The sequence below is a fragment of the Streptomyces sp. NPDC002088 genome (genome assembly GCF_040296605.1).
In the GTDB taxonomy this organism is placed as follows: Bacteria; Actinomycetota; Actinomycetes; order Streptomycetales; family Streptomycetaceae; genus Streptomyces.
In genome coordinates this window covers 118,624-144,576 of sequence record NZ_JBEOXO010000026.1, presented here as the reverse complement: position 1 = coordinate 144,576, position 25,953 = coordinate 118,624, and the positions used below count along the sequence as shown (strand labels likewise).

Genomic DNA, 25,953 nt, shown 5'->3' with positions numbered 1-25,953 from the left:
TGGCCTAAGTGCGTTAGTTCCCCCGCCTTTTCCGGAGATTCCCCGATCCCGGCATCCGCCTGCTCTGAACCGTGCTGTGCCGACATCAATCTTCTGCCCCCTTCGCTTGCCCACAGGTCTAAGCGCACTGTGATAATAGGCCAAGGCAGGCCCGTGCGCTTGGATGATGCGGGGCTAGACGAACATGGGTACGGGGTTCAGATCGGTGTAGCGGGTCGGCTCGGCCAGCCGGCCCAGGGCGACCGGAACATCGAACAGCCGGCCGTCCGCGAACCGCGGCCAGAAGTGCCGCATCCCGGGCACGATCACCTTCACCACGGGCAGTTGCAGGTCCGGACGGGTCTGATCGAGTACGAGCAGGTCCATACCGCGGTCGCGGACCAGTTCGGTGACCGCTGCCACATCGTCGCTCAGATCGGTGCGGGGCTGGAAGAGACGGCCGTGCGCCAGGCTGGCTGATACGTGCGGGTCCGGCGCCAGATAAGGCTGGTTGGCGACGGTCGCGGTCCGCCACCAGCGCACCGGCTCCGGGTCGGTGATGGCGTAACCGCTGCCGTTCGGTCCGGGGGTGACCGCGGGCAGCAGCTGGCCCATCTCGGTGAGTGCCCGGCGCAGCGCGATCCGCGGGTCGAAGTGGGCGCCGAAGCCGAACACGATCTCCTCGGCAGGGGAGTCGACGCGCCGGGAGAGCGCCGCGACCACCGGGATGCCGAAGTCGGAGGTGAGATCGAGCGCCCACACCTCGCGGCCGGCCTGCCGGCAGCCGGATCGTACGCGCTCGACATAGGGGTCGTCCGCGCTGTCCAGGTCCACGGCCGGCTGGCGCAGCCGGTTGTACCACCACAGCGCCACGGCGTCGCGCTCCACCAGTTCCAGGAATCCCTGCAGCAGCGCGTCCTCCCGGCTGCTGCCGGCGGCATTGCCGTTGGAGTCGGCGCACAGGCCGTCGGGGGCCGGGCCCTGACCGAAGTAGAGCATCGAAGTGGGCAGCAGCCGCTGGGTGTTGGTGGTCAGCGACCACACCGGAGTCCACTCGGTGGGACGGTCATCCGCGAACGGCTCGGGGACATGGGTCAGCCAGGACCCGGCCGCGTTCCACGCGTCCCGGTCGCGCACCTGGAGGTCCGCGTACAGCTGGCACTCGCGCGGGTGCACGGCGGCCGGTCCGAGCGCGGCGTAACTGTCCACCACCACCGGCTCGTCGCCGTGCCGGGTGCCGCTGTAGCGCTCGACCGCCTCGCACAGCGCGCTGGTTCTCGCGTCGGTCTCGGTGATGCCCTTGCCGCCGCTGAGCGCGCGCAGACCGGCGCGCAGCCCGGCCAGGGAGGCCGCGCCCATGGCCAGGTTATGGCCGGAGAGGTAGGACTCCACGAAGTCCGGGCAGTTACGGGCCCGGCTGATGTCCTTGATGATGCCGGTGACCGGGTCGACCAAGTGGCCGTAGCGGTCGAGCATCTGCTGAGGGGTGAGCGCCCGGTGGCCGCCGGAGTCCTGGTCCGCCTTGGGCCTGGACACCGGTACGTAGGGGGCGCGCACCTGCCGGGCGACCAGCTCCGGATCACCGCACACCGGGCACTGCGGCAGCGTGGCCACGGGGTGCGCGTCCGTGGTGAGCCGCAGGGTGTCGAGGACGTGCACGGCGCTCTGGCCGGGGTGCCGGATCCCGGCCAGCCACTTCGCCGTCTCGAGTGCGGCCAGCTGGACGGCCGCCGACGCCCCCGCGGGCAGCCCGACGGCCGGCCTGCCCGCGGGGCCGTCGAGGCCGAGGTGGTGCTGCAGCACCACCTCGGAGCGGCGGTGTCCGCGTAGCCGCGGGGCCAGGCAGGACCAGCAGGGTCCGGCGTCGGGCCGGAACACCGGCCCCACCCACGGGTCGGCGCCGCCCGTGCGGACGAGGAGCCAGGGCAGGCCTTCGGCCCGCAGTGCGTTGTCGATGTCCCGCAGGGCCGGGTCGAGATAGTCCTCGCAGAGTACGAGGGTGAAGGCGGCCGCCTCGCCGGCCGGTGCGACCCGGATCCCGGACTCCCGTAACGCCGTGTGCAGCCGGTCCGAATCGGTGCCGGGCAGCGCCACGATCCGTACCTGGGCCGCGGCCACTTCGCGCGCTGCCCGGCCGCCGTCGAGGCCGGCGAGGTCCCAGTACGCCTCGGCGGCCGCGGCGGCCGGGGGCGCCTCGGCCGCCAGGGGCGCCGAGGCGGTGTGCAGCCGGAGCAGCCCCGCCGACTCGAGCGCGGCGAGCGCCGCCTGCGCCGCGGCCGGCTCCAGGGCCGAGGTGGCTTCCCGCAGCACCGCCTGCCGGTCACGGGTGCCGTCGAGCAGAGGTGCGAGCACCTCCGCGGAGTGCCCGCGCAGCGCGGTGACCCCGCGCTGCGAGAGCAGATAGGCGGCCTCTCCGGGGACCACGGTGACCCGAAGGTGGCTCTTGAAACCGATGAAGCCCGCGCCGTCGCCGTGTGTCCCGGTGGAGGTCATGCGACGGAGTCCGCCGGGGCCTGAAGGGAGAAGGAGTAGGTGACCGTGAACAGTACGCCGCTCGTGTCCGCCGGCCCGTCCAGGTTCTCGATCACCAGCTGGGCGCCCGAAGCGGCGTCGGCCGGGGTGTGCGTAAGATCGCCGGCCTGCGGAGAGTTGAGGTTCATTCTGATCAATTCCCTTCACCATGTGATGGCTTCGATGAGTACGGGGAAGATTCTGCGAAGCGCGGGGAACGGCACACAGTGCCGGAGTCACCACCCGGGGGTGAACTTTTCACGCGGGTTACGGGCGCGCGTCACGGCATGTGTTTTCTTCATGATCGAGACACTGACGGATACACAACCGACCCGGTACGGAAGCACTGGGCGTGGCCCATGCCGGCTTGGCACTGTCGCTGTACCGGGGTTCGTCCCGGGGAATCAGGCGACTCGACCTGCGGATGGGAGCTGACAGCCGGTCATGTATGAGTTCTGTGTTCTCGGGCCCGTCGGAATGCGGTCTGCCGGAGTGGAAGCTCCACTCGGCGGTTGCAAACAACGGACCATCCTGGCAACCCTTTTGCTGGCCGACGGCTGGGTCGTCTCCGACTCGGATCTCGGCGCGGTGCTGTGGGAACGAAAGCCCCCGGCCACTTATCAAGCGCAGATCTATACGTACGCGTCGCGCCTGCGCGGCCATTTCGGCGACGGCGCGACGATCACTCGCTGCGGGCGCGGCTACCGAATCGAGCGAGCGGGCGCGCGCTTCGACCTGGAGGACTTCTACCAACTGGCCAAGGAAGGCCAGTCCTTGATGGGAACCCGCGACATAGAAGGTGCGGCGGTGCGTTTCCGGGCGGCACTCGACCTGTGGAGCGGCCCCACCCTCACGGGCGTGACCGATGCGCTGATCGACAACGAGCGGTCCCGGATCGACCTGGCCCGTATGGAGGTTCTGGAGAGCCGTATCGAGGCGGATCTGCTCCTCGGTCGCCATCACGCGCTCGTCGGTGAGCTCTCCCAGTTGGTGGGCGCGCACCCGCTGCGGGAGACGTTCCGGGCGAAGCTGATGATCGCTCTGCACCGAAGTGACCGGCAGGCGGAGGCCTTTGACGTGTTCTACGAGGGCTGCCGGCTGCTCAGGGACCAGTTGGGGGTCGACCCCGGTCCCGCCCTGCGCGGAGCTCACCAGGTGATCCTGGAGGAAGGCCTCGAGCCGGCGCTGCCAGGAAGAGGGCGGCTCATGGTCGGCGCGTGAGGGTCAGCTGGGGCCCTGTCTCTGTGGGACATGTCTTGGGGCCCTGTCCCACAGAGACAGGGCCCCAGGACCGCCAAGGCAGGCGGCTCTCAGGCGGCGAGCGCCGAGGTGGACGACCGGAGCAGCACCGGGCCCGTTTCCTGGTGGTCACGGGCCACGGCCGCGGACATACCGGGGCCCAAGGGGACGTCCTCGACGCGCCAGACGCCGCGGACCGCAGGGTCGGTGTACGCGATACTGACCGGACCGTCCCGTTGGGGGAACACGTCCAGGCTGCGCAGCTCGGCCACGATCCCGATGCCCGCGGCCTTGAGGATCGCTTCCTTCCGGGTCCAGGAGCGCAGGAAGAACGCCTCCCGCTCCTGCTCGCTCCCGGCGGCTTCGAGGGCCGCCAACTCGCCGTCCGACAGGGCGACTTCGGCCATGCCTCCGAGGTCGCGCCCGCCATGGACCTCGATGTCGATGCCCACCTGCCCGCCGGCGGTGACCGCGAGCAGCCAGTACGGCCCGGACCGGGAGAGGCTGAAGTCGAGCCGGGTGGCGGGCGCGACGACTTTCGGCCGGCCGTGCGTGCCGTCGGCGCACCGCGGGCACAGGTGCCTGCCGAACCGGATCGCGGCCGGCGGGCAGCCGAGATAGTGATCGGCGAGGATCCGGCGCACGGCCGCATGCGCCCCCGCGTAATGGCCGTCGAACGGCGCGCTGCGACCCTGGTACGTACGCAGTTCGGCGGCGTCGAGCAGGGCGACGTCGGCCGGGTCGGGCAGGTCCGTGACCCGGCCGTGCCACACATGGACGGCGTTGCTCCGGCCGAAGCGGCCGATGCTGTTGCCGAGGACGGGCGCGGGCCCCTGAGCGATCATCCGGTGACCTCCTTCACAGAGGGCGGTATCCCGTGCGGGTTGACGGCTTCGGGCACGTGCTCACCCGCCAGGGCGAGCCGCACCGACTGGGCGGCGGCGGTCCCCGCCTTGATCTGCGCCTCGTGGGTGCCCGCGCCCAGGTGCGGGGTGACCACCACGTTCTCCAGGTCGAACAGCGGTGAGTCGGTGCAGGGTTCGTTCGCGAACACATCGAGCCCGGCGCCCGCGACACGCCCCTCCTTCAGCGCCGCGTACAGCTCGTTCTCGTCGATGACGCCACCGCGCGAGGTGTTCACGATGCGCACGGACGGCTTCACCCGGTGCAGCGCGTCGAAGCCGATCAGGCCCGTGGTCTCGGGCGTGCGCGGCACATGGACGGTGAGGAAGTCGGCCTGCTCCAGGACCTCGTCGAGGGGCAGCAGGCGCACTCCTGCCGCGGCCGCGTCGGCCGCGGTCACCTGCGGGTCGTAACCCACCACCGTCATGCCGAAGGCGGCCATCCGCCGCGCGACCAGGCTGCCGATACGGCCGAGGCCGACGACGCCGAGTACTTTGCCGGAGACCTCGACTCCCGTGAAGTGTGAGCGCTGCCAGGAGCCGCCCTTCAGCGCCGCGCCGGCCTGCGGGACGTTGCGGGCGACCGCGAGCAGCAGGGCGCAGGCGAGTTCGGCGGCGCTCGTGGTGTTGGCGGACGGTGCGTTGGCGACGAGGACGCCGGCTTCGGTGGCGGCCGCGACGTCCACGTTGTCCAGGCCGACTCCCGCCCGGGCGATGATCTTCAGCCGCGGCGCGGCGGCAATGGCCTCGCGATCCATCCGCGTGGCGCTGCGCACCAGGATCGCGTCGGTGTGCGCGAGCGCCGTCAACAGCGCGGCACGGTCGGTGCCGTCGACGGACCGCACCTCGACGTCCTCACCGAGCACCGCGACGGCGGCGGGCGACAACTCCTCGGCGAGCAGGACGACCGGGCGGCCCGCGCTGGGATCAAGGGGATTGCTGGGCATGATCTGCCTCTCTGGAATGACCGCGATGGCTTACGGCGGTGACTGACGGCGGTTCATGACCGCGGCGGCTGACGGCGATGACGGTCGGCGGTCCATGACCGCGCCGAATCGCGGCGATGCACGGTGAAGCCCCAGGGGCCAGGACCGGCTGGGGGATGTGCCGGCCCTGGCCCCGCTTTCGGGTGGGGATGTCGAAGGCGTCGTACGACTACGAGTCGTACGGATCCGTCAGCCGCTCGCCTTGAGCGTGCCGAGGTAGGGGTGCCAAAGGTGATCGGGGTTGGCCTCGACCGCGGCCACCGCCTCGCGCATCGCGATGAGTGCCTTCGGCTCCTCGTCGTCGTACACATCGCCCTGCAGCATCTTCAGGACGTCCGTGCGGTAGCGGGGGTCCTGGACGAAGGCGGTGAACAGGACGTTCAGGCGGTAGTAGATGGAGATGAACTCGTACCAGTACCGCACCGCACGGCGGAGCTTGGTCTCGTACGCGGTGAACCGCTCCTTGCCGTAGTCGCCGGCCGCGTGCGCCGCGATGATGTCCTGCGAGGCGATACGGGCGCTGTTGAGCGCCACGCTGACACCGCTGGAGAAGATCGGGTCCACGAAGCGGGCGGCGTCGCCGATCAGGACGTAGCGGTCGCCGATGATCTCCTTCATCGAGTAGCTGTAGTCGCCCTCCGCCTTCAGCGGGCGCAGCTGGCGGCAGCCCTTCAGTGCGTCGTTCAGCTCGGGGCGGCTGCCCACGAACTCCCAGAAGAATTCGTCGAGATCGCCGCTGCCCTCCTTGAAGCGCTTCTTCTGGGTCACCACACCGACGCTGGTGATCTTGTCGGTGATCGGGATCTGCCAGACCCAGGAGTCCTTGATCGGAAGGAAGTGCACGTAGATGTGCTCGGCCTGGGCCGCGGAGGTGGCCAGCGCCTCCCGGTCGAGGCCTTCGAACCAGGTGTGCACGGCGTACTGGTCGAAGACCGGGTCGGACACCTTGGTCTTGAGCTGGCGGCCGAGCATCGTCTGCCGGCCGGAGGCGTCCACGACCATACCGACCGTGTAGTCGAGCTCCTTGCCGGCGATCCGGGTGCGGACCGTCACCTCGGGGTCGCCGAAGTCGACACCGAGGACTCGGGCGCCGTTGATGACGGTCGCGCCCTGCTCCTGGGAGTGACGAAGCAGGATCGCGTCGAACAGCGAACGGTCCACGTGGTACGTGTAGTCGCGGTCCACGCCCTTCTGGTCGCGCTCCACGAACTGGATGTCCGCGGTCCAGTCGTGCTGCAGACCGCTGAAGCCGAGCCGGGGGATGTCACGCGATTCGGCCGAGGTCCAAGAGGCCCCGTACTTACGGGGGAAGTCCGCCTCGTCGATCTTGTCGAGGGCGCCTATCTCAAGCAGCACCGGCGTGGTGGCCGGCACCAGGGACTCGCCCACGTGCGGCCGCGGGAACGTCTCGCTCTCGAAGACGATCACGGAGAGACCGGCACGGGCCAGGTACGAGGCGGCAGTCGAACCGGCCGGCCCGCCGCCGATCACGGCGACGTCGAAGTCGGTGGCGCTCATCGCACGGTCTCCTTGTCCAGCTCGCAGATCATGGCGGCGATCGAGGCCGCGTTCTTGAAGTTCTTCGCGTCGATCATGGCGGCGGGCACGGGGACGTCCCACTCGTTGAGGATGAAGGACTGCAGCAGGGCGATACGGAGGGAGTCGATGATCCCCCACTCGAGCAGCGGGGTGCTCGCGTCGATCTCACGGCCCTCGTCGGACCAGAGGAATTCGACCCTGATGAAGTCGAGGAGGCGGGCGGTCACGGCGTCGGTGTTCATGAGCGTCCTTTCGAAAGGGTGAGATGCCGCCGGACCAGCTCCGGTCGGTCGATCTTGCCGTTGCGTGTTCTCGGCAGGTCGGAAAGCAGATGGACGTGGTCGACGATCATGTAGCTCGGCAGCCGCTCCGCGAGATGACGGCGCAGCGCCAGAGCGCCGGGCCGGGCGCCGGCCACGGGGACCACGAAGGCGACCAGACGGGCGTCCATCCCCTCGCCGGCCACGACGACGGCCGCGGTCTCGACATCGGGGTGGACGTTGCAGGTGATCTCGATCTCGCCGAGCTCGATCCGGTGGCCGCGTACCTTCACCGCGTGGTCACGGCGGCCCACGTAGTCGAAACCGCCGTCGGGCAGCACGGTGACGATGTCGCCGGTGGCGTACTCCTCGGAGCCGGGGCCCCGGCCCCAGTAGCCGAGCATCACCGTCGGTCCGGTGACGATGAGTTCGCCCTGCTCGCCAGGGACGGCGACCGTGCCGGCGTCGGTCCTCGCCCACACCTCGTCGCCGCTTGCGGCCTTGCCGATCGGCACCGGCCGTTCGCGTTCGAGGTCGGCCGGGACGACCTCGTGCCAGGTGCACACGTTGGTCTCGGTCGGCCCGTACAGGTTGAGCAGTCGAGCGTCCGTCCAGGCCGCCAGGCGGCGGACATGGGCGATCGGGAACGGCTCGCCGGCGAACAGCACCGCCCGCAGGCCGTCGGGGGCGGGCCTGTCGAGCAGCCGGCCGCCGCGGATCATCAGGATCAGCGCCGACGGCACCGAGTACCAGACCGTGATCCGCTCCCGGTGCAGGAACTCGACCAGCTCGCCCGGTGCGTAGGCCAGCGCCGCCGGGACCAGGCGGACCGAGGCGCCGACCGAGAAGGCCGCGTACAGATCGAGGACCGAAAGGTCGAAGACCAGCGGCGCGTGGTTGGCGAAGCGGTCATCGGGCCCGGCGTCGAGCAGCTCCACCGCCCAGTCCACGAAGGCCCGGGCGTTGCGGTGGCTGATGCTCACGCCCTTCGGCGTCCCGGTGGAACCGGAGGTGTAGAGGATGAAGGCGGGATCGTCCGGCTTCACCTCCGTATCGGCGGGCGGGGCCGCCGCCGCGCCGGTGGGCGCGGCGGCCTGCTCCAGGTCGAGCACCGCGGTGCCGCCGAGCGTCGCGGTGATCTCCGCCATACGGTCCCCGGTGGCGCACACGACCCGGGCCTCGCAGTCGTGGGCGACGGTGACGACCCGGCCGACCGGCGCGGTCCCGTCCTGCGGCACGTAGACGGCGCCCAGGCGCAGCACCGCCTGCATCGCCACCACGACCTCGGGCGACTTGTCGCCCCAGAGCACCACCCGGTCGCCGCGGCCGACGCCGGCCGTGGCGAGCAGCCGGGCGAACTCGTCCGCGCCGCGATCGAGTTCGCGGTAGCTCAGCTCGCGCCCCGCGGCGGCGACGGCCGTACGGTCCGGATGCCGCCGGGCGGAGTGGATGACCAGCTCGTGCAGGTTCACAGCCCTCTCTCCCTCGCTATGACGTTCCGGTGGATCTCGGTCGTGCCGGAGAAGAGCGTGCTCGGCACGGCGTCGCGCAGCTGCTGCTCGATACCGGTCGCGGCGAGATAGCCGATGCCGCCGAAGACCTGCACCGCGTCCCTGGCGTTGGCCACCGCGGCCTCGGAGACGGCGACCTTGGCCAGCGATACGGCACCGGCGTCCGCGCTGCCCTGGTCGGTCAGCCAGCAGGCCCGGTAGAGGAGCAGCCGCGCCCCTTCGAGCCGCTCGGACATGACCGAGATCTTGTGCGACACGGCCTGGAAGTCGGCCAGCCTGCGGCCGAACTGGCGGCGGGACCGCACGTGGGCGACGCACCGCTCCAGCTGGTACGTCATCACCCCGAGGTAGATGGCGAACAGGCAGGCCCGCTCCCAGCCCATCGAGTGCTGGAAGATCATCCGCCCTTGGCCCTCGCTGCCGAGCAGATAACGGGCGGGCACCCGCACTCCGTCGAAGGTGATCCGGCCGGCCGGGCAGCCGTGCAGGCCCATCTTCTCCATCGGCCCGCTCACGCTCAGCCCCGGCAGTTCGCGAGGGACCGCGAAACCGCTGGTGCCGAGGAAGCCGGCCTCGGGCTGGGTGACCGCATAGGTCACGATCACGTCGGAGAGCGGGGCGTTGCTCGCGAACGACTTCACACCGTCGATCACGTAGCAGTCGCCGTCGCGGCGTGCGGTCACCTCCAGACGGGCCGAGTCGGAGCCGGCCGAGTCCTCGGTGATCGCGTTGGAGGCGATCAACGAACCGTCGGCCATGCCCTTGAGCAGCTGCCCGCGCACCTCCTCACCGGCGAAGTCGCGGATCGGCACGGCGCAGGCGAGCAGATGGGCCGCGACCCCGAAGGCAAGACCCGTGTCGAGGCAGCCCCGGCCGAACGCTTCCAGGCACAGCGCCGTATCGAACGCACCGAGACCGCCGCCGCCGAATTCCTCCGGCAGACAGAGTCCGGTGAGCCCCAGGTCCGCCGTCTTTCCCCAGTCGTCCCGGTCGAAGTGGTCTGTCGGGTCCGTGCGGCGGCGCCCTGGCAGCTGCTCCTTGATCGCGCTCAGCAGCCGGTCATGACGCTGCCTCTGCTCGCTCGTCAAGGCGAAGTCCACTGCTGTCCTCCTTTCCACTGGTGTCGAGCCCATAGGCGTCGAGCTCCGCGTCCGACAGCTCGTCGAGTTCGGCGCGGACCAATTCCTCGATCAGGGCGGCCAGTTCGGCCACGGTCGGTCCCTCGAACACGGCGCGGATCGGCAGGTCGACGTCGAAGGCGTCCTGCAGCGCGGCGACAAGACGGATCGCGAGGATCGAGTTGCCGCCGGCCCGGAAGAAGCCGGTGTCCGCGCCCACCGGGACCGCGAGCAGCTCGGTGAAGATCTCCGCGACCCGTTCCTCGACGATCCCGTCCGGTGCGACCAGCTCCTGCGTCCGGGCGGTGGGCTTCGGCAGCGCGGCGCGGTCGACCTTGCCGTTGGCGTTCAGCGGCATGGCGGTCAGCGCGGTGAACGAGGTCGGCAGCATGTACTCGGGCAGCCGCTCGGCGCACAGCGCGTGCAGGGACCCTGCTTCGGGTTCGTCTCCGTCCGGTACGTAACAGACGCCGATCTGCCCGTTGTCCGCGGTCGCCACGGCCTGCCCGACCTGCGGATGCTCGGTGACCACCGCGGCGATCTCGGCGAGTTCGATGCGGTAGCCGCGGATCTTGACCTGGGTGTCGGAGCGGCCGAGGAACTCCACCGCCCCGCCGTCGAGGACCCGCGCGAGGTCACCGGTCCGGTAGAGCCTCTCGCCCGGCTTCCCGTACGGGTCGGGGACGAACTTCTCCGCGGTAAGGCCGGGCCGGCCGGTGTAGCCGCGGCCGACGCCCGCGCCGCCGACGCAGAGTTCGCCGACCGCACCGATCGGAACCGGCCGGAGCCAGGAGTCGAGCACCTGCATCCGTACGCCGGGCAGCGGCCGTCCGATCGGCACGGTGCCCCGGCCGACCGGCGCCGTGAGGGGGTGGACGCAGGTGCCGACGGAGGCCTCGGTCGGGCCGTACTCGTTGATCAGCCTGCCCGGGCCGAGCAGCGAGGCCCAGCGCTCGGCCAGTGCGACCGGCAGCGCCTCGCCCGCGACGACGATCCGGGCCGCGAGCTGCGCGATCCGCGCGTCCGGCAGTCCGGAGAGGATCTCCAGATGGCCGGGTGTGAGTTTGAGGAAGGCGAGCGGGGCGGCGGCGACCAGGCGGTCCCCCAGCTCCGTCAGGTCGACGTCCTGCGGAAGCAGCGTGGTCGGCCGTCCTGCGAGCAGTCCCGCCCACAGGTTGGGGACGCCGAGGTCGAACGCGACGGAGGTGAACACCGCCGCGCCGCCGGGCGCCGCGAGCGCCAACTCGTCGACCGCCCAGCGCAGATGACCGACGAGGCCGGCCTGGGTGATCTCGACGCCCTTGGGGCGGCCGGTGGAGCCGGAGGTGTAGATGACGTAGGCGAGCCGCTCGGGGTCCCCGGAGCGCGCCGGCCGGCCGGCGGAGGCATGGGCTGCCTGCGGTGAGACGGTGGTGACGCCGTCGAGGCCGGTGTCGGACACCATGAGCGTGGCACCGGCGTCGGCCAGCATGTACCTGATCCGCTCGTCCGGCGTGCCCGGTTCGATCGGCAGATACGCCGCTCCCGCCTTCCAGACGCCGAGCAGCGCGGCGATCAGGTCGGTGCCGCGGTCGACCAGCACACCCACCACCGAGTCGGCACCGGCGCCGAGTTCCTGCAGCCGGTGGGCGATCCGGTTGGCCTGCTGGTCGAGTTGGGCGTACGTGACCTCGCCGGCCTCGGTGCGCAGCGCGACCGCTTCGGGGGTGGCGTCGGCCTGCCGCTCGAAGCGGCTCGGGGCGTCGAGCGTGTACTTCGGTGCGGGCGTGCTGCTCCACTGCAGCAGTTCGCCGCGCTCGGCCTGCGGAAGTACGTTCACCTCGTCTAGGCGGGTGACCGGCTCGGACGATGCCTCATCGAGGAGCAGGACGAGCTGGTCCGCCATGCGCTCGATGGTGTCCCGCTCGAACAGGCCGGTCGCGTACTCCAGACCGCCGGACATCCCGCCGTCCGGGCGGCGGCGCAGATAGAGCGTCAGGTCGGTCTTCGCGATACGGGAGACCTCGATCAATGTGGCGAAGTCCGCCCTGTCGGCGGCCGATCCGGTGAGCTCCTCGTCGTGCAGGTCGAAGGCGACCTGGTACAGCGGGGTGCGTGCGGAGTCGCGCTCGGGGGCCAGGTCGGCGACCAACTGCTCGAAGGGCAGGTCCTGATGGGCGAAGGCGTCACGGCACACGTCCCTGACCTGTTCGACGGCCGCGGCGAACGACAGCCCGCCCTGCAGACCCAGCCGCAGCACCAGGCTGTTGAGGAAGAAGCCGACGACGCCCTCGGTCTCGGGCCTGTCGCGTCCCGCCACCGGGGTGCCGAGTACGACGTCCCACTGTCCGGTCTGCCGGGCGAGCAGCGTGGCGAAGCCGGTGAGCAGTGTCATGAACGGGGTGGCACCGCAGCGCCGGCCGATCTCCGTGAGTGCCTCGGTGACCTGCGGCGACAGCTCGACCGGCACCATCGCGCCCTTGGCGTCCCGCACGCGGGGGCGCGGGTGGTCGGACCGCAGCTCCAGCGGAGCCGCGCCGGCCAGGGTCCCCCGCCAGTGGGCGAGCTCCGCCTCCATGGCCTCGGGAGTGATCCGGTCGCGCTGCCACGCGGCGAAGTCGGCGTACTGGACCGGCAGAGCGGGCAGTTCAGGCGCGCGGCCCGTACGCAGCGCGTCGAGTATCTCGGCGAACTCACGCTCGAGGACGGAGGAGGACCAGCCGTCGCAGATGATGTGGTGCACCGAGAGCATCAGCACCTGGCGGCCGCCGGGCGCGGGGTCGCGAGCGAGCAGCGCCCGGGCGAGGGGTCCGCCGGCGAGGTCGAAGCCACGGTCGAGCTCACGGTCGAGCACGGCGGGCAGCTTGTGCCCCACCACGTCGACGGTGGTCAGCTCCAGCGAACCGTGCGGCTGTATCAGCTGCATCGGCTCGCCGTCCTGGGCGACGAAGGCGGTACGCAGCGCCTCGTGCCGCTCGACCAGGTGGTCGAGCGCGGCGCCGATCTGCCCCGAGTCGGTACCGTCCGGCACCGACAGGAACAGCGCGGACACCCACTCGCGGCTGCGCGGGTGCATCCGGTCGACGACCCACAGTCGGCGCTGGCCGAAGGAGAGCGGGAGCGGACCGGTGCGGGGCAGCGGCTTCGGACCGTCCCCGACCGCGGGGGCAGGGCTGTCCTGTCCGGCCGCCGGGGCGGGCTGCTCACCGAGGCCGTCGAGCAGCCGTGCCTGGTCGGCGATGGTGGTCGCGTTCAACAGGTCCGCGAGGGCCAGGTCGCGGCCCGTCGCCTTGCGCAGCCGGTTGACAAGACGGGTGAACTGCAGCGACGTGCCGCCGAGTTGGTAGAAGTCGGCGTCGGCGGCGATGTCGTCGGTCTTGAACAGCTTGCGCCAGACCTCGGCCACCGTCTCCTCTGCCGCCGACGCCTGTCGCACAGTCCGGCCGGCGAACGACGGCGCGGGCAGCGCCGCGTGGTCCAGCTTGCCGTTGGACGTGGTGGGGAACCGGTCGACCGCGATCAGCACCGAAGGCACATGGGTGGCGGGCAGCCGCTCGCTCAGATGGGCGCGCAGCCCGTCCGGCACCTCGGCGGCCCGCACGTAGGCGGCCAGAGCGCTGCCGCCGCCCGGAGTCTCGACCGCGACGACCGCCGCGCCGCCGATCTCCGGATGGCTCTCCAGCGCGTACTCGATCTCGCCGGGCTCTATCCGTACGCCATTGATCTTGACCTGGCGGTCGATCCGCCCGAGGTACTCCAGGCCGCCGTCCGCACGCACCCGCACCCGGTCGCCGGTGCGGTAGAGGCGCGCCCCGGCAGGCCCGTACGGATCCGGTACGAAGCGCTCCGCGGTCAGATCGGCGCGGCCGAGATAGCCGCGTGCGACTCCGGGGCCGCCCGCGAACAGTTCACCCTCGTCCGCCGGTTGACCGTTCGCGTCGAGTACGAGGACACGCATCCCGGCGATCGGCCGGCCGATCGGCACGGGCCCTGCCGACTGCGCGGGGTCGAAGCGGTGGGCGGTGATGTCGATGGAGCACTCGGTCGGCCCGTAGGTGTTCCAGACCGCGAGCCGGCCCGGGGCCAGTGCGAGCACCTTGTGGACCTGCTCGGCGTGCAGCGGCTCACCGGCGCAGCACAGCGTGCGCAGGGCGCCGCAGCGCTCCCAGCCGTCCACCTCGATCAGCTCGTGCAGTACGGAGGGCACCACCTGCAGGACGGTCACGCCTTCGTCGGCGACGGCCTTGAGCAGGGCCGCGGGCTCCCGCTCGGCGCCGGCCGGGGCGAGCACCACCGTGCCGCCGACGATCAGCGGCGCGAAGATCTCCCAGCCGGCCGCGTCGAAGGTCACCGGGGTCTTCTGCAGCACCCGGTCGGCCGCGGTCAGGCCGAGCTCCTCGACCGCCCACCGGACGCGGCCCGCGATGCCCGCGTGGTCGACGACGACGCCCTTCGGGCGGCCGGTCGATCCCGAGGTGTGCATCACGTAGGCGGCGCCGCGGGGTACGGCGGCGACTCGCTCGAACGCACCGGCCGGGGTGAGGTCGTCGGTGCGCACCGGCTTGGCACCGGCCGCCGTGACCAGGTCGTGCCCGGCGGAGTCCGTGACGACCAGGCCGATACCGGTCTGCTCGACCAGACCGGCGATACGGGCCTGCGGGTGGCCGGGGTCCATGGGCAGGTAGGCGGCGCCCGCCCGCCAGACGGCGAGCAGGGCGACCACGAGGTCGATGCCGCGGGGCAGCAGCACGCCCACCGGCTGGTCGGGTGTCGCGCCACGGGTGATGAGGCGGTGGGCCAAGGCGTCCGCTCTGGCGTCCAGTTCGGCGTAGGTCAGCTGGCTGCCGGCCGCGGCCACCGCCGGCCGGTCCGGGGTCAGCGCGGCCTGCCGGGCCACCAGCTCGGGTATGAGCTTCGGGGCGGTCATGACAGGTTCTCCTTCAGTGGTTCAACGGGATGGGTCAGGACGTGAACTGCGGGACGCCGTAACGCGCGAACCGCTTCGCGATGTCCTCGGGCTCCCGGGTGGTGGCGAGCGTGAGCAGCAGCAGGATCCGGGCCTTCTGCGGAAGCAGGTCCTCGGCCGGCAGGACGCCGGGGGCGCCCGCGTCGTACACGGCGCCGGAGCCCGTACGCGATCCGGCCACGACCGTCGCGCCCTTGCCGAGGACGGCGCGCAGCGCGGAGGCCTCTTCGGGTGACGGGTCGCCGGCGACGACGATGCCCTTGGCCCCCGCCTCGGCGAAGGCGGTGATCGCCTCACCGCCGGCGTCCGGGTAGGAGGCGACGATCTCGGTACGGGGGAGCTTGTCCCGGTCCATCTCGGACACGTCGAACGGGGTGCGCCAGCTGTTCTTGCCGCAGTTCTGGATACGGGCGGGCGCCCGCAGCAGCCGGACCCGCTCACCGTCGACGGTGCCGAGCACCCCCTGCTCCCTGGCCTGGAAGGTGTCGAGGCGCAGCGTGCTGGTCTTGGTGGCCTCACGGGCGGCGAGGATCTCGTCGTTGAGCATGACGACCGTGCCGAAGCAGCGGGTGCGCTCGCTCGCGGCGAGCACGATCGAGTTGTAGAGGTTCGCGGGTCCGTCCGCGCTGAACACATTGGACGGCCGCATGGACCCGGTCACGATCACGGGCTTGGGGCTGCGAACGGTCAGGTCCAGGAAGTAGGCGAGTTCCTCGAGGGACTTGGTGCCCGCCGTGACCACGACGGCGTCCGCCGTGCGCAAAGCCCGGTCGACCTGCAGGGACAGGTCGTAGTAGTCGGTCATGGCGGTCTGCTCCGGGCCCTCCGCGGTGGTCACCTCGGCCACCGCGTCGAGCTCCGGGCGCAGACCGTCCACGATGTCGGCGATCGGCAGCGAACTGCCGTCGTACTCCTCGAAGTCCGCCCGGTCCTCGGCCACGCCGGTGATGGTGCCGCCGGTGCCGATCACGGCCACCTTCGGCTTTCCCGGCTTCGCCTCCGCGGCGGTCGGCAGCATGGGCACCAGGCCCGCGAGCAGAACCGCCACGACCAGCAGGACGCGGCCGCCGACGGGCCGGACGTGGCTCATGACAGCACCTGGCCGTTGCCGTGCCGCATCGGCCGTGACCGGCGGTGGTCGAGGTGGATGAAGGTCCGGTGCAGCCAGCGGTCCTCGCCGTCGTAACGGGGCACGAAGTGGGTCCTGCCGTGCAGGGCGACGCGGTTGTCCACGATCGCGAGGTCGCCCGGCCGCAGATGGACGGCGCGCGTGATGGTGTCGAGGGCGGCCCGCAGGACGGTCATGGCCTCGGCGGCCTGCTCGTCCTCGGGGTGGGTGGCGTGGAAGTCGACCCGGACGTCGGGGTCGTCGAAGTCACCGCCCAGGATGGGGTGTTGGGGGACCTGCCCACCGGGGGCGCCGAAGGACGGCGGCACCTCGGTACGGAACCGGTCCTCACCGAGCACCTTGCGGATGTCGTCGGGGAGCATCTCGATCGCCCGCCGTACCGAAGCGACCCGCAGTCCGGCTCCGCCGTCGTGGTCGGGGCGGACGCAGAACAGCGCCACCATGTCGGGACGGTGCGGGTGGAAGGCGTTCTCGACATGCAGTTCGAGCGGGACGGAGCCGGCGTTGCTCTGCTGCTCCTCACGGCCGGCCACCGGCACGACGTTCTGCACCAGGGCGCCGCTCTTCTCGTCCCGGTAGGCGATGACCTCGCCGATCTGCATGGACACCAGGGCGGTGGTCCCGGCGGCCGGGGTGGCCTTGCGCTCGACCGATTCGGCGACGGTCGGGGTGGGCGCGATGCCGGACGCCACCGGCAGGTTGCGCACGAGCAGCATGCCGTCGAGCAGCGGGTCGTGCCGGAAGTCGCGCAGCCGGCGGCGCAGCCGCTCGGGGAGTTCCTCGGACATGCCGCGGCAGGCGTCGAGCCAGGCACGGTCGTCGACGAGGCCGGGCTCCACCTCGGCCAGCGCCGCGGCGACCGCCCCGGTCTGCTCCCTCTCCGCCCGGGTGAGGGTGAATATGTGGTCGTCGGTCATGTTGTGCCTTCCTTAAGCGGGTTGGGACAGATCGGGGGGCAGGGCGTGCCCCAGCGGGTCCGCGCCGAGCGCGACCGCTTCGAGCACCTGCGCGCAGCGGACGGCCAGTCGCCGTGCCTCTTCGTGGCCGAAGCTGTCGGGCCGGTACCCGAGCCGCAGCGAGAGCCGGGCGCCGGGGACGGCCGCGAGCCGAAGCGGGAAATGGGTGTCGTCCGCTGCTTCGAACGTGCGCATCCGCAGCTGCCCGCCGAGGGCCGCTTCCCAGGCGGAGGGGTCCATCGGGTAGTTCACGAAGAGCGTCGTCGTGTCGAAGAGCGTGCGCAGGCCGGCCGCGCGCTGGATCTCGGCCAGGCCCAGGTGGTCGTGCGGCTGCAGCGCCGCCTGCTCGTGCTGCAGCCGCTGCAGCACGGTGGGGAACGGTTCGCCGGGGGAGAGCCGCACCCGCACGGGGATGGTGTTGGTGAAGAGACCCACCATGCCTTCGAGGCCCGGCAGTTCCGGCGGCCGGCCGGACACCGAGGAGCCGAACACCACGTCGTGGCTGCCGGTGAGCTCGCCGAGCACCACCGCCCAGGCGCCCTGGACGACGGTGTTCAGCGTCAGTCCGTACGCGGCGGTCCGTGCCGTGAGCGTCTGGGTGGTCGCCTCGTCCAGCTCCCGTACGACCAGCTCGTGCGCCACCTCGGACCGGCCTGCCGTGCCGGTCGTGTCGACCAGGGTTGGCCCTTCGAGTCCGGCCAGGGCGCTGCTCCATGCCGCCTTCGCCGCGTCGCGGTCGCGCTCGGCCAGCCAGGTCGCGTACCGCCCGTAGGGCGTCACGGGTGGCAGCTGTGCGCCCGCGTACAGGGAGAAGAGCTCCTGGACGAGCACGGAGGTGGACCAGCCGTCCCACAGGATGTGATGGACGGTCAGTACGAGGCGGAACCGGTCGTCGCCGAGGCGCAGCAGCCTGAAACGCAGCAGAGGCGGCGCCTCCAGGTCGAACCGGGCCTCGCGGTCCGCGGCCGCCAGCCGCCGGGACTCCGCATCCGCGTCGGGGCGGTCGGACAGGTCCGTCTCCTGCCACGGCAGCGTGACCCGCTCGGGGATCACCTGGACCGGCTCGTCGAGGTCACCGAAGAAGAAGGCGGCCCGCAGGTTGGTGTGCCGGTCGAGACAGGCTTGTGCGGCGGCCTTCATACGGGCGGGGTCGAGCGGTCCCTCCAGGTCGATGCTCAGCTGGGCCGCGTACACGTCGAGCGTCTGCTCGGTCTTCATGCTGTGGAAGAGGAAGCCCTCCTGCAGCGGGGAGAGCGGCAGCAGGTCGGCCAACGGCCCGTACTCCTCGGCCAGTTCGTCGATCTCCGTCTGGTCGAGCTCGACCAGCGGTACGTCGGACGGGGTGAGGCCGCCGGCGCCGAGGCGGGTGCCGTGCCGGGCCAGGCCTTCGAGCGCCTCGCGCAGCAGCGTGGTCAGTTCGGCGATCCGCTCCTGTTCGAAGAGGCTCTCCGGCCAGTGCACGGTGACGGTCAGCTCGGGCCCCGACGGGCCGTCGAACGTGGCCGCGATCAGCTCCAGTTCGTGGGCGAACGGCATCCGCGGGTCGGCGTCTGCGTGGAAGCCGCCGTCGGTCAGGCCCCAGTCGGCTTCCTGCCCCGAGGAGAAGCGGCCCAGGTAGTTGAAGCCGATCCGGGGGGCGGGGAACGCGGCGAGCCGGCTGCGCGAGGGCTCGTCGAGGTAGCGCAGCATGCCGTAGCCGATGCCGTGGTCGGGCAGGGCGCGCAGCTGCTCCTTGACCCGCTTGAGCGCGTCGCCCAGAGCCGGTCCGGCGGCCGACACGTCCGGCCAGTCCACCTCGCCCGGGTCGAGGCAGGCGGGGTACATGCTGGTGAACCAGCCCACCGTACGGTCGAGGCGTACCCCGGCGAAGAGGTCCTCACGGCCGTGGCCTTCGAGGTCGCAGAGCACCGCGCCGTCCGCACCGCGCCAGCGGCGGTAGGCCAGGGCGAGACCGGTGAGCAGCACCTCGGCGACCCCCGCACGGAAGGCGGCCGGCACCTCGGCGAGCAGCGCGCCGGTGGTCTCCGGGGAGAGCTTCAGGTCGAGGGTGCGGGTGGAGCCGAACAGATCGGTGGCCGTGTCGAGATCGCGGGCTCCGGCCCGTGGGTCGGCGGTCGCCGCGATCTCCTCCCACAGGGGGAGCTCTGCGGCCCGCTGCGGCGCCGTCTCGGTGAGGCGGGTGGCCCAGGTGCGCAGCGACGTACCCACCGTGGGCAGTGGATCGCCGGTCATCGCCGAAGCCAGGTCCTGCATCAGGACCCGCCAGGACACCCCGTCCACGGCCAGGTGGTGCAGGGTCAGTTCGAGCCGGCCGGGCGTACCGGGGCCGCCGGGGAACCAGACGGCCTGGTGCAGGACGCCGCCTGCCGGGTCGAGCAGGGCCCTGGCCGCCTCGCGGTGCTCCTTGGACGGGGTCCGGCCCGGGGCCTCGACGGACAGCCGCGGCGGGACAGTTCCGGGCGGGCCGACTTCGAGACGCCAGCCATCATGCAGCCGCAGACGCAGTGCGTCGTGGTGGTCGATGAGCGTCCGCAGCCCGGCTGTCAGCTTCTCGTACGTGGTGTCCTCGGGCGTCCGCAGCAGCACCGACTGGCTGAACTGTGAGCTCGGCGCGTCCTGTTCGGCCAGCCACGCCACGATCGGCGTGAGCGGCAGCTCGCCGACGCCCGCACCCTCCGGCTCGGCGGCCGAGTCCTCGCGCAGCTCCCTGGCGACCTCGGCCAGGGCGGCCACGGTCCGGTGCAGGAACACGTCGCGCGAGGTGAACTCGATACCGGCCTTGCGGGCGCGGCTGACCAGCTGCAGCGCCATGATGCTGTCGCCGCCGCGGTCGAAGAACGAGGTCTGGGTGCCGACCTGTTCGAGGCCGAGCACATCGGCGAAGAGCGCGCAGAGCGTCCCTTCGAGGGGGGAGCCCGGCAGGTCCGCCTCCTCGTGCTCCTCGCGCTCATCGGGCGGGGCCGGCAGCGCGCGGAGGTCGACCTTGCCGTGCGGGGTCAGCGGGAACTCGTCGAGGACGACGAGCGCCGCGGGCACCATGGCCTCGGGAAGGGCGCGCCGGGCGAGCTCCTTCACCTCGGCGGGGTCCAACCGCCCTGCCGCGGTCAGATAGCCGACCAGGCGCCTGGCCCCGGGACGGTCCTCGCGGACCACCACGGCGGCCGCGCGCACACCCGGGTGGCGACCGAGCACGGCCTCGATCTCACCGGCCTCGATCCGCAGCCCGCGCAGCTTGAACTGCCCGTCGCCGCGGCCCAGATACTCCAACTGCCCGTCCGGGCGCCACCTGACGCGGTCCCCGGTGCGGTACATACGGTCGCCGTCCGGGCCGAAGGGGCAGGGCAGGAACCTTTCCGCGGTGAGCTCGGGGCGGTTGTGGTAGCCGCGCGCGACGCCGGCGCCGGCGATGTAGAGCTCTCCGGGGCAGCCGGTGGGCACGGGGTCGAGCCGCTCGTCGAGCACGTACACGCGAGCCCCCGCGATGGGGCGGCCGATCGGCGGCCGGCCCACGCCGTGCAGCGGGTCGCTGCCGGTCGCCGCCACGGTCGTCTCGGTCGGGCCGTACATGTTGAACATGCGGCGCCCGCGCGACCAGTGGGCGACGAGCGCCTCGTCGACGGCCTCGCCGCCGACGATCAGCACGTCCAGATCGGGCAGTTCGAGCGCGGGCAGGCCGGACAGGATGGCGGGCGGCAGCGCCAGATGTGTGATGCGCGCGTCCCGCAGCAGCACCGCGAGGTCGTCGGGGGCGAGCGCCGAGGTGTCCGGCGCGAGCACGAGCGTGGCACCCGAGACCAGTGCCGGCCAGATGTCGCCGCCCGCGGCGTCGAAGCCCGGCGAGAGGTACTGCAGCACCCGGCTGCCGGGCCCGAGCCCGAACCGCTCGGCATGGTCGAGCGCGAGGTTGGCGAGCGCTCCGTGCGGGACGACCACGCCCTTGGGCAGACCGGTCGAGCCGGAGGTGTAGATGATGTATGCGGCCGTGTCCGGGTCGGGTTCGGTGAAGTCGGCGGCTGCCGCGGCCGGTTGGCCCTCCTCGGTGAGTACGCACACGGGAGCGGCGTCCGCGAGGAGATGGTCGATCCGCTCCTGCGGATAGCCGGGGTCGATCGGGACGTACGCGGCGCCGACGCGCAGACACGCGAGCATCGCGACGACGAGGCCCGCGGTGCGCGGCATCAGGAGCGCGACGCTGGTGCCGGGGCCGGCTCCCCGGGCGCGCAGCGACGCGGCCAACGCGTCGGCGCGTGCGTTGAGGTCGGCGTAGGTCAGGGTGAGTCCGCCGCACTCGACCGCCGGAGCGGCCGAGGGGCGCGCCGCGACGAGCCCAGGCACATCGGCGCCGTTCGCCAGGGCGGGGACCCGCTGCGGCAGCAACGTCGCGCGCTCGTACGGGGCCAGCAGATCGTGCTCGCCGATCGGGGTGTGCGGGGCGGCCGCCGCCTGCTGCACGAACGCGGCGAGCCGGGCGGCGTGCAGGGCGAGGCCGTCCGCGTCGTGCAGCTCGGGGTTGGCGTCGAAGAGCAGCGCGCCGGGTGAACCGTCGGCGCGGCCGCTGACCGCGACGGAAAGATCGGGGGTCGGTCCCGAGGCGAGGTTGGTGACCCGGCCGGTCGCGCCGTGGAAGTCCAGATTGCGCTCGTACGGCATGAAGTTGACCAGCGGTCCGAGCAGGCCGCCCTCCCGTCCGGCGAGGCCGAGTTCGCGGCACAGGTCCTCGTGCCGGTAGCGCTCGTGCCGCAGCGCGGCCCCGACCTCCGCCGTCACCACGGGCACCAGGTCGGCGAGGCTTGCCTGCAGCGGAACCTCGAAGCGCAGCGCGACCGTGCTGGTCGCCATCGCGGGGACCCGCCGCGAGCGCGGGCTGCGGCGCCCGGAGACCGGGAGGCCGAGTACCACGTCGCTGCGGCCGGTCATCCGCCGGACGTAGGCGGCGGTCGCGGCGACGAGCAGGGTCTGCCATGTGGTGCCGACGGCCTGCGCGGCGTCGGCCAGCGCGGCACGTCCCGCCGCCGGCACCGGGTCCTCGCGGCGCAGCCGCAGCGGCCGCTCGCCCGCCGGCGGAACGCCGGGCAGCAGGACGGGGCCGGGGCGGTCGGCGAAGCGTTCGCTCCAGTAGCGGCGGTCGGCCTCGAACTCGGGCGACGACCGGTAGCCCGCCTCCTCGTCGAGGAGTGTCTGCAGCGGCGCGAAGTCCGCACGACCCGGCTGCGCGCCACAGAGTTCGGCAAGCCGGCTGCGCAGCAGATGCACCGCGTACGCGTCCACGAGAATGTGGTGAATGCGGTAATAGAAGAACAGTCGCGCCGGGCCGAGACGGAATACGAACGCGTGTGAGATCGGCCCTTTCTCCAGATCAATGGACTTCGCCAGATCGGCTTCCATCCAGTCCCGGGCGGCTTTCTCCGGATCGGGGAGACCGCTCATGTCGATCAGGGGCGGAAGGTCGGGCGAGGCAGCGACGACGTACTGCCGAAGGCCGTCGCCCTCCTCGCCTATCGAGGACACGCGCAGCACCTCGGTCTCGGCGCGCAGCCGGACCCAGGCCTGCCTGAGGACCTCGGGGTGCAGGTCACCGCGGATGTCTATGAGCTCACCGCAGTTGTAGCGCTGACCCGAGGGGTCCAGCTGGTGGGCGAACCAGACGCCCTGCTGAGCCGGGGAGAGCGGAAGCCGCAGTTCGTATTCCATGGCCGAGATCGTGCTCGGACCGGCTATCAGCGTCCTATAGCGAATCGGCCACGGTGGTTGCGCCTCAATCGGCCAAGGTGGCGGCGCCCGAGCGGTATGGAACAAATATAGCCGCGCGATTGCCCGCGATTTGACCCTCGGCCGCATGAATATAGCCGTGGCGCCGGTGGCGCCTCTTTCTGCGGACAGTGTGCTGTCCTTTCTGCTGCAGGCGGGCGCGCTTCTCGCCACCGCCGTGATACTCGGCAGGCTGGCCCAGCGAGTGGGGCTGCCCGCGATCGTCGGAGAGCTGAGCGCCGGCGTGCTGCTCGGGCCTTCGGTGTTCGGCGCGTTGGGCGTCTGGGACGGTCCGAGCACCGAGGAGTTGCACCTCCTCGACGCCGCGGGCCTGCTCGGCGTGCTGCTGCTCGTCGGCTGCTCCGGTACGGAGCTCGACCTGCGGATGGTGCGCAAACGGGGCGGCACCGCGGCGAAGATCAGCGCCGGCGGGCTACTGATCCCGCTCGTCCTCGGGGTGTCGGCGGGGTTCGTCATTCCGCTGTCGCTGATCTCGGGCAGCGCGGACCGTACGGTCGTCGCGCTGTTCCTCGGTGTGGCGATGTGCGTGAGCGCCATCCCCGTGATCGCCAAGACGCTGCTCGACATGAACCTGCTGCACCGCACCGTGGGTCAACTGACGCTGACCGCTTCGGTCATCGACGACATCTTCGGCTGGATGATGCTGTCCGTGGTGTCCGCGATGGCCACCACCGGTCTGCGCACCGGGACCGTGGTCGGCTCCGTCATCGCGATCAGCACCGTGGTGCTGATCGCCGCGTTCGTGCTGCGGCCGCTGGCCAAGGTGGCGCTCCGGCGCGGCCCGGTGCTCGGTCCCGTGGTGGTGATCATCCTCCTCGGCGCCGCGGGCACCCAGGCCCTGGACCTGGAGGCGGTGTTCGGCGCATTCGTCTGCGGCGTCGTGATCGCGTCGGTGCTGCCGCGCCCGGAGGCCCTGGCGCCGCTGCGAAAGGTCGTACTGGCCGTCCTCGCACCGCTGTTCTTCGCCCTGGCCGGCCTGCGGATGGACCTGACCGCGCTGGCCGATCCCAAGGTCGCGGCGGTCGCCGCGAGCATCCTGGTGCTCGCCGTCGTGGGCAAGTTCATCGGCGCCGGGATCGGCGCCCTCGCCAGCGGCCTCACCCGGTGGGAGGCGCTGGCCTGCGCGGCCGGCATGAACGCCCGTGGCGTGATCGAGGTGATCGTCGCGATGGCAGGCCTGAGGCTCGGCGTCCTCAACAGCTCCGCCTACACCTCGATCGTGCTCGTCGCCATCGTGACCTCCCTGATGGCCCCGCCGCTGCTGCGCTGGGCCATGAACCGTGTCGAGCACACCGCCGAGGAACAACTGCGTCTCAACTGGCCGCCGGCCGCGGACGAGCAGGAGAAACCGGCCCACGACAAGGCCCTCGACAAGGAAGAGAAATCGGAGATCTCATGAGTCAACTGCCCCATGTCATAGAAGCCGGGCCCGCCGGCCCGTCCCTCCAGGAGTACGCCGCACGCCACCGCGACGAACTGCGCACACGGCTGACCCGGCACGGCGCCGTACTGCTGCGGGGCTTCGACACCGGCCCCGATCTGCTGCGTGAGGTCGACGCGACGGTAAGGGCCTTCTCAGGACCGCCACTTGAGTACGCGGAGCAGTCGTCCCCGCGTACCGCCCTGAAGGGAAACATCTACACCTCGACGGACTATCCGCCGGACGAGGAGATCTTCCTGCACAACGAGAACTCCTATCAGGCGTCCTGGCCGGGCGTGCTCTTCTTCACCTGCGTCGAGCCGCCCCTCACCCAGGGCGCGACACCGCTCGCCGACATCCGCGAGATCCATCGGTCGATCGATCCGGCGGTCCGCGCGGAGTTCGAGGAGCGCGGCTGGATGGTCGTACGCAACTACCGGCCCCGCTTCGGAGTCGACTGGCGGATCTCCTTCGGCACCGAGGACAAGGACGAGATCGCCCGGCTCTGCGGCGCCCGTGACCTGCGCTGGTCCTGGGAGGACGGCGACGTGCTGCGCACCGAGGCGGTCCGCAGGGCCGTGCACCGGCATCCGGTGACCGGTGAGTCCGTGTGGTTCAACCACATCACGTTCTTCCACAACAGCACGCTCCCCGAGGACGTACGAGAAGGTCTGCTCGAACTGTTCGGGGACCGCGGACTGCCGACCAACAGCTACTACGGCGACGGCGGCACGATCCCCGACGACGTCATCGCCCATCTGCGCGACTGCTACCGCGCCGCCTCCCGCAGGTTCGACTGGGAGCGCGGGGACGTCCTGCTTGTCGACAACATGCTGGCGGCGCACGGCCGCGAGCCGTTCACAGGCCCGCGGAAGATAGCCGTGGCCATGGCCGAGCCGCTGGTGCCGGCAGGTATGAAGTGAGCTGGTTCCGGACGTTCATCGAGCGCCCGGAGGCCCGCGTCCGCCTGGTCTGCTTTCCCTACGCAGGCGGCGGCGCGGGCCTCTACCGTGCGCTGGCACAGCAGTTGACGCCCGGGATCGAGGTCGTGGCCGTGCAGTATCCGGGCCGCCAGGACCGGCGGGCCGAGGCCCCGATCGAGGATCTCGAGGTACTGGCGGACCGGATCGCGGACGAACTGACCACGATCGACGGCCCTCCGGTGGCGTTGTTCGGGCACAGCCTGGGCGCCACCGTCGGCTTCGAGGTGGCCCGCCGGATGCGGCCGAGGTTCCCTTCCCCGGTTCTCCGGCTGTTCGTCTCCGCACGCAAGGCGCCCGCCGACCACCGGCCGAGCGGGCGCGACTTCCGTGACGACGCGGTGCTGCGCGCGTGGGCGCAGCGCGCCGGTGACGCGGCCCGGCAGGCCGAGGCCGACCCCGACCTGTGGCAGCTGGCGGCGCCGTCGCTCGCCGCGGATCTCACGATGTCGGAGACCTACGCGGCCCGTCCCGGCACCAAGGCGACCTGTCCGGTCACCGCGATCGCCGGCAGCGCCGACCGCGGGTGCGGCATCGAGGAGATGGGCCGCTGGGCGGCACACACCATCGGCGGCTTCGAGGTCGAGGAGGTGAAGGGCGACCACTACTTCATCGACGATCCGACCACCGAGCTCTGCCGGATCATCGAGGAAGCGGTCTGAGCGGGCCGGGCATAGGAGAGGGGCGGGATCCTCGATGGGATCCCGCC

15 protein-coding genes and 1 pseudogene are annotated in these 25,953 nt (G+C 71.6%); 4 read left to right on the top strand and 12 right to left on the bottom strand.

The window, feature by feature from the left end; translation table 11 throughout:
- Positions 1-174 precede the first annotated feature (174 nt).
- Both ABT114_RS39550 and ABT114_RS39545 read right to left on the bottom strand, forming a co-directional pair.
- Positions 175-2,472, bottom strand: coding sequence for a TOMM precursor leader peptide-binding protein (locus ABT114_RS39550; RefSeq protein ID WP_351148878.1), 2,298 nt, complete (start codon positions 2,470-2,472; stop codon positions 175-177).
- Positions 2,469-2,639 carry a hypothetical protein gene (locus ABT114_RS39545; protein ID WP_351148876.1) on the bottom strand — a complete coding sequence of 57 codons (171 nt, stop codon included), beginning with the start codon at positions 2,637-2,639 and terminating at the stop codon, positions 2,469-2,471. Before ABT114_RS39545 ends, ABT114_RS39550 begins: the two co-directional genes overlap by 4 nt.
- Positions 2,640-3,033: 394 nt before the next feature.
- Here ABT114_RS39545 and ABT114_RS39540 point away from each other — a divergent pair, with 394 nt between their 5' ends.
- Entirely contained in the window at positions 3,034-3,711 is a 678-nt protein-coding gene (locus tag ABT114_RS39540; RefSeq protein ID WP_351148873.1) for an AfsR/SARP family transcriptional regulator, read from the top strand.
- Positions 3,712-3,800: 89 nt separating this feature from the next.
- Here ABT114_RS39540 and ABT114_RS39535 read toward each other — a convergent pair whose 3' ends face one another.
- From ABT114_RS39535 to ABT114_RS39490, 10 genes and pseudogenes are all read right to left on the bottom strand, one after another.
- On the bottom strand, positions 3,801-4,574 hold the full coding sequence (locus ABT114_RS39535) for a 4'-phosphopantetheinyl transferase family protein (protein WP_351148871.1): 774 nt from the start codon (positions 4,572-4,574) through the stop codon (positions 3,801-3,803).
- 29 nt (positions 4,575-4,603) lie between these two features.
- Positions 4,604-5,578 (bottom strand): annotated as a pseudogene (locus tag ABT114_RS39530) (hydroxyacid dehydrogenase); the annotation flags it as partial.
- A gap of 228 nt (positions 5,579-5,806) precedes the next feature.
- Positions 5,807-7,135 (bottom strand): NAD(P)/FAD-dependent oxidoreductase, encoded by a 1,329-nt coding sequence (locus ABT114_RS39525; protein WP_351148868.1) that lies wholly within the window; start codon positions 7,133-7,135, stop codon positions 5,807-5,809.
- Positions 7,132-7,398, bottom strand: a complete 267-nt coding sequence (locus ABT114_RS39520) for an acyl carrier protein (RefSeq protein ID WP_351148865.1) — start codon at positions 7,396-7,398, stop codon at positions 7,132-7,134. The genes ABT114_RS39525 and ABT114_RS39520 overlap by 4 nt, the downstream gene beginning before the upstream one ends.
- A complete protein-coding gene (locus tag ABT114_RS39515; RefSeq protein WP_351148863.1) occupies positions 7,395-8,888 on the bottom strand; it encodes an amino acid adenylation domain-containing protein in 1,494 nt (497 codons plus the stop codon). The genes ABT114_RS39520 and ABT114_RS39515 overlap by 4 nt, the downstream gene beginning before the upstream one ends.
- Positions 8,885-10,027 (bottom strand): acyl-CoA dehydrogenase family protein, encoded by a 1,143-nt coding sequence (locus ABT114_RS39510; protein ID WP_351148860.1) that lies wholly within the window; start codon positions 10,025-10,027, stop codon positions 8,885-8,887. The genes ABT114_RS39515 and ABT114_RS39510 overlap by 4 nt, the downstream gene beginning before the upstream one ends.
- Positions 9,987-14,951 carry a non-ribosomal peptide synthetase gene (locus ABT114_RS39505; protein ID WP_351148857.1) on the bottom strand — a complete coding sequence of 1,655 codons (4,965 nt, stop codon included), beginning with the start codon at positions 14,949-14,951 and terminating at the stop codon, positions 9,987-9,989. The genes ABT114_RS39510 and ABT114_RS39505 overlap by 41 nt, the downstream gene beginning before the upstream one ends.
- A 34-nt stretch (positions 14,952-14,985) precedes the next feature.
- Positions 14,986-16,080: an asparaginase gene (locus ABT114_RS39500; protein ID WP_351148854.1), complete on the bottom strand. Its 1,095-nt coding sequence runs from the start codon at positions 16,078-16,080 to the stop codon at positions 14,986-14,988.
- Positions 16,077-17,036, bottom strand: coding sequence for a TauD/TfdA family dioxygenase (locus tag ABT114_RS39495; protein WP_351148851.1), 960 nt, complete (start codon positions 17,034-17,036; stop codon positions 16,077-16,079). The genes ABT114_RS39500 and ABT114_RS39495 overlap by 4 nt, the downstream gene beginning before the upstream one ends.
- 12 nt (positions 17,037-17,048) lie before the next feature.
- Positions 17,049-22,766: a non-ribosomal peptide synthetase gene (locus ABT114_RS39490; protein ID WP_351148848.1), complete on the bottom strand. Its 5,718-nt coding sequence runs from the start codon at positions 22,764-22,766 to the stop codon at positions 17,049-17,051.
- 130 nt (positions 22,767-22,896) lie between these two features.
- On the opposite strand from ABT114_RS39490, the gene ABT114_RS39485 reads away from it, so the two are divergent.
- From ABT114_RS39485 to ABT114_RS39475, 3 genes are read left to right on the top strand one after another with little or no spacing between them, the layout of a single operon-like run.
- A complete protein-coding gene (locus ABT114_RS39485) occupies positions 22,897-24,243 on the top strand; it encodes a cation:proton antiporter (protein ID WP_351148846.1) in 1,347 nt (448 codons plus the stop codon).
- Positions 24,240-25,187, top strand: a complete 948-nt coding sequence (locus ABT114_RS39480; protein WP_351148843.1) for a TauD/TfdA family dioxygenase — start codon at positions 24,240-24,242, stop codon at positions 25,185-25,187. Before ABT114_RS39485 ends, ABT114_RS39480 begins: the two co-directional genes overlap by 4 nt.
- Positions 25,184-25,906: a thioesterase II family protein gene (locus ABT114_RS39475; RefSeq protein ID WP_351148840.1), complete on the top strand. Its 723-nt coding sequence runs from the start codon at positions 25,184-25,186 to the stop codon at positions 25,904-25,906. Before ABT114_RS39480 ends, ABT114_RS39475 begins: the two co-directional genes overlap by 4 nt.
- Positions 25,907-25,953: the final 47 nt, after the last annotated feature.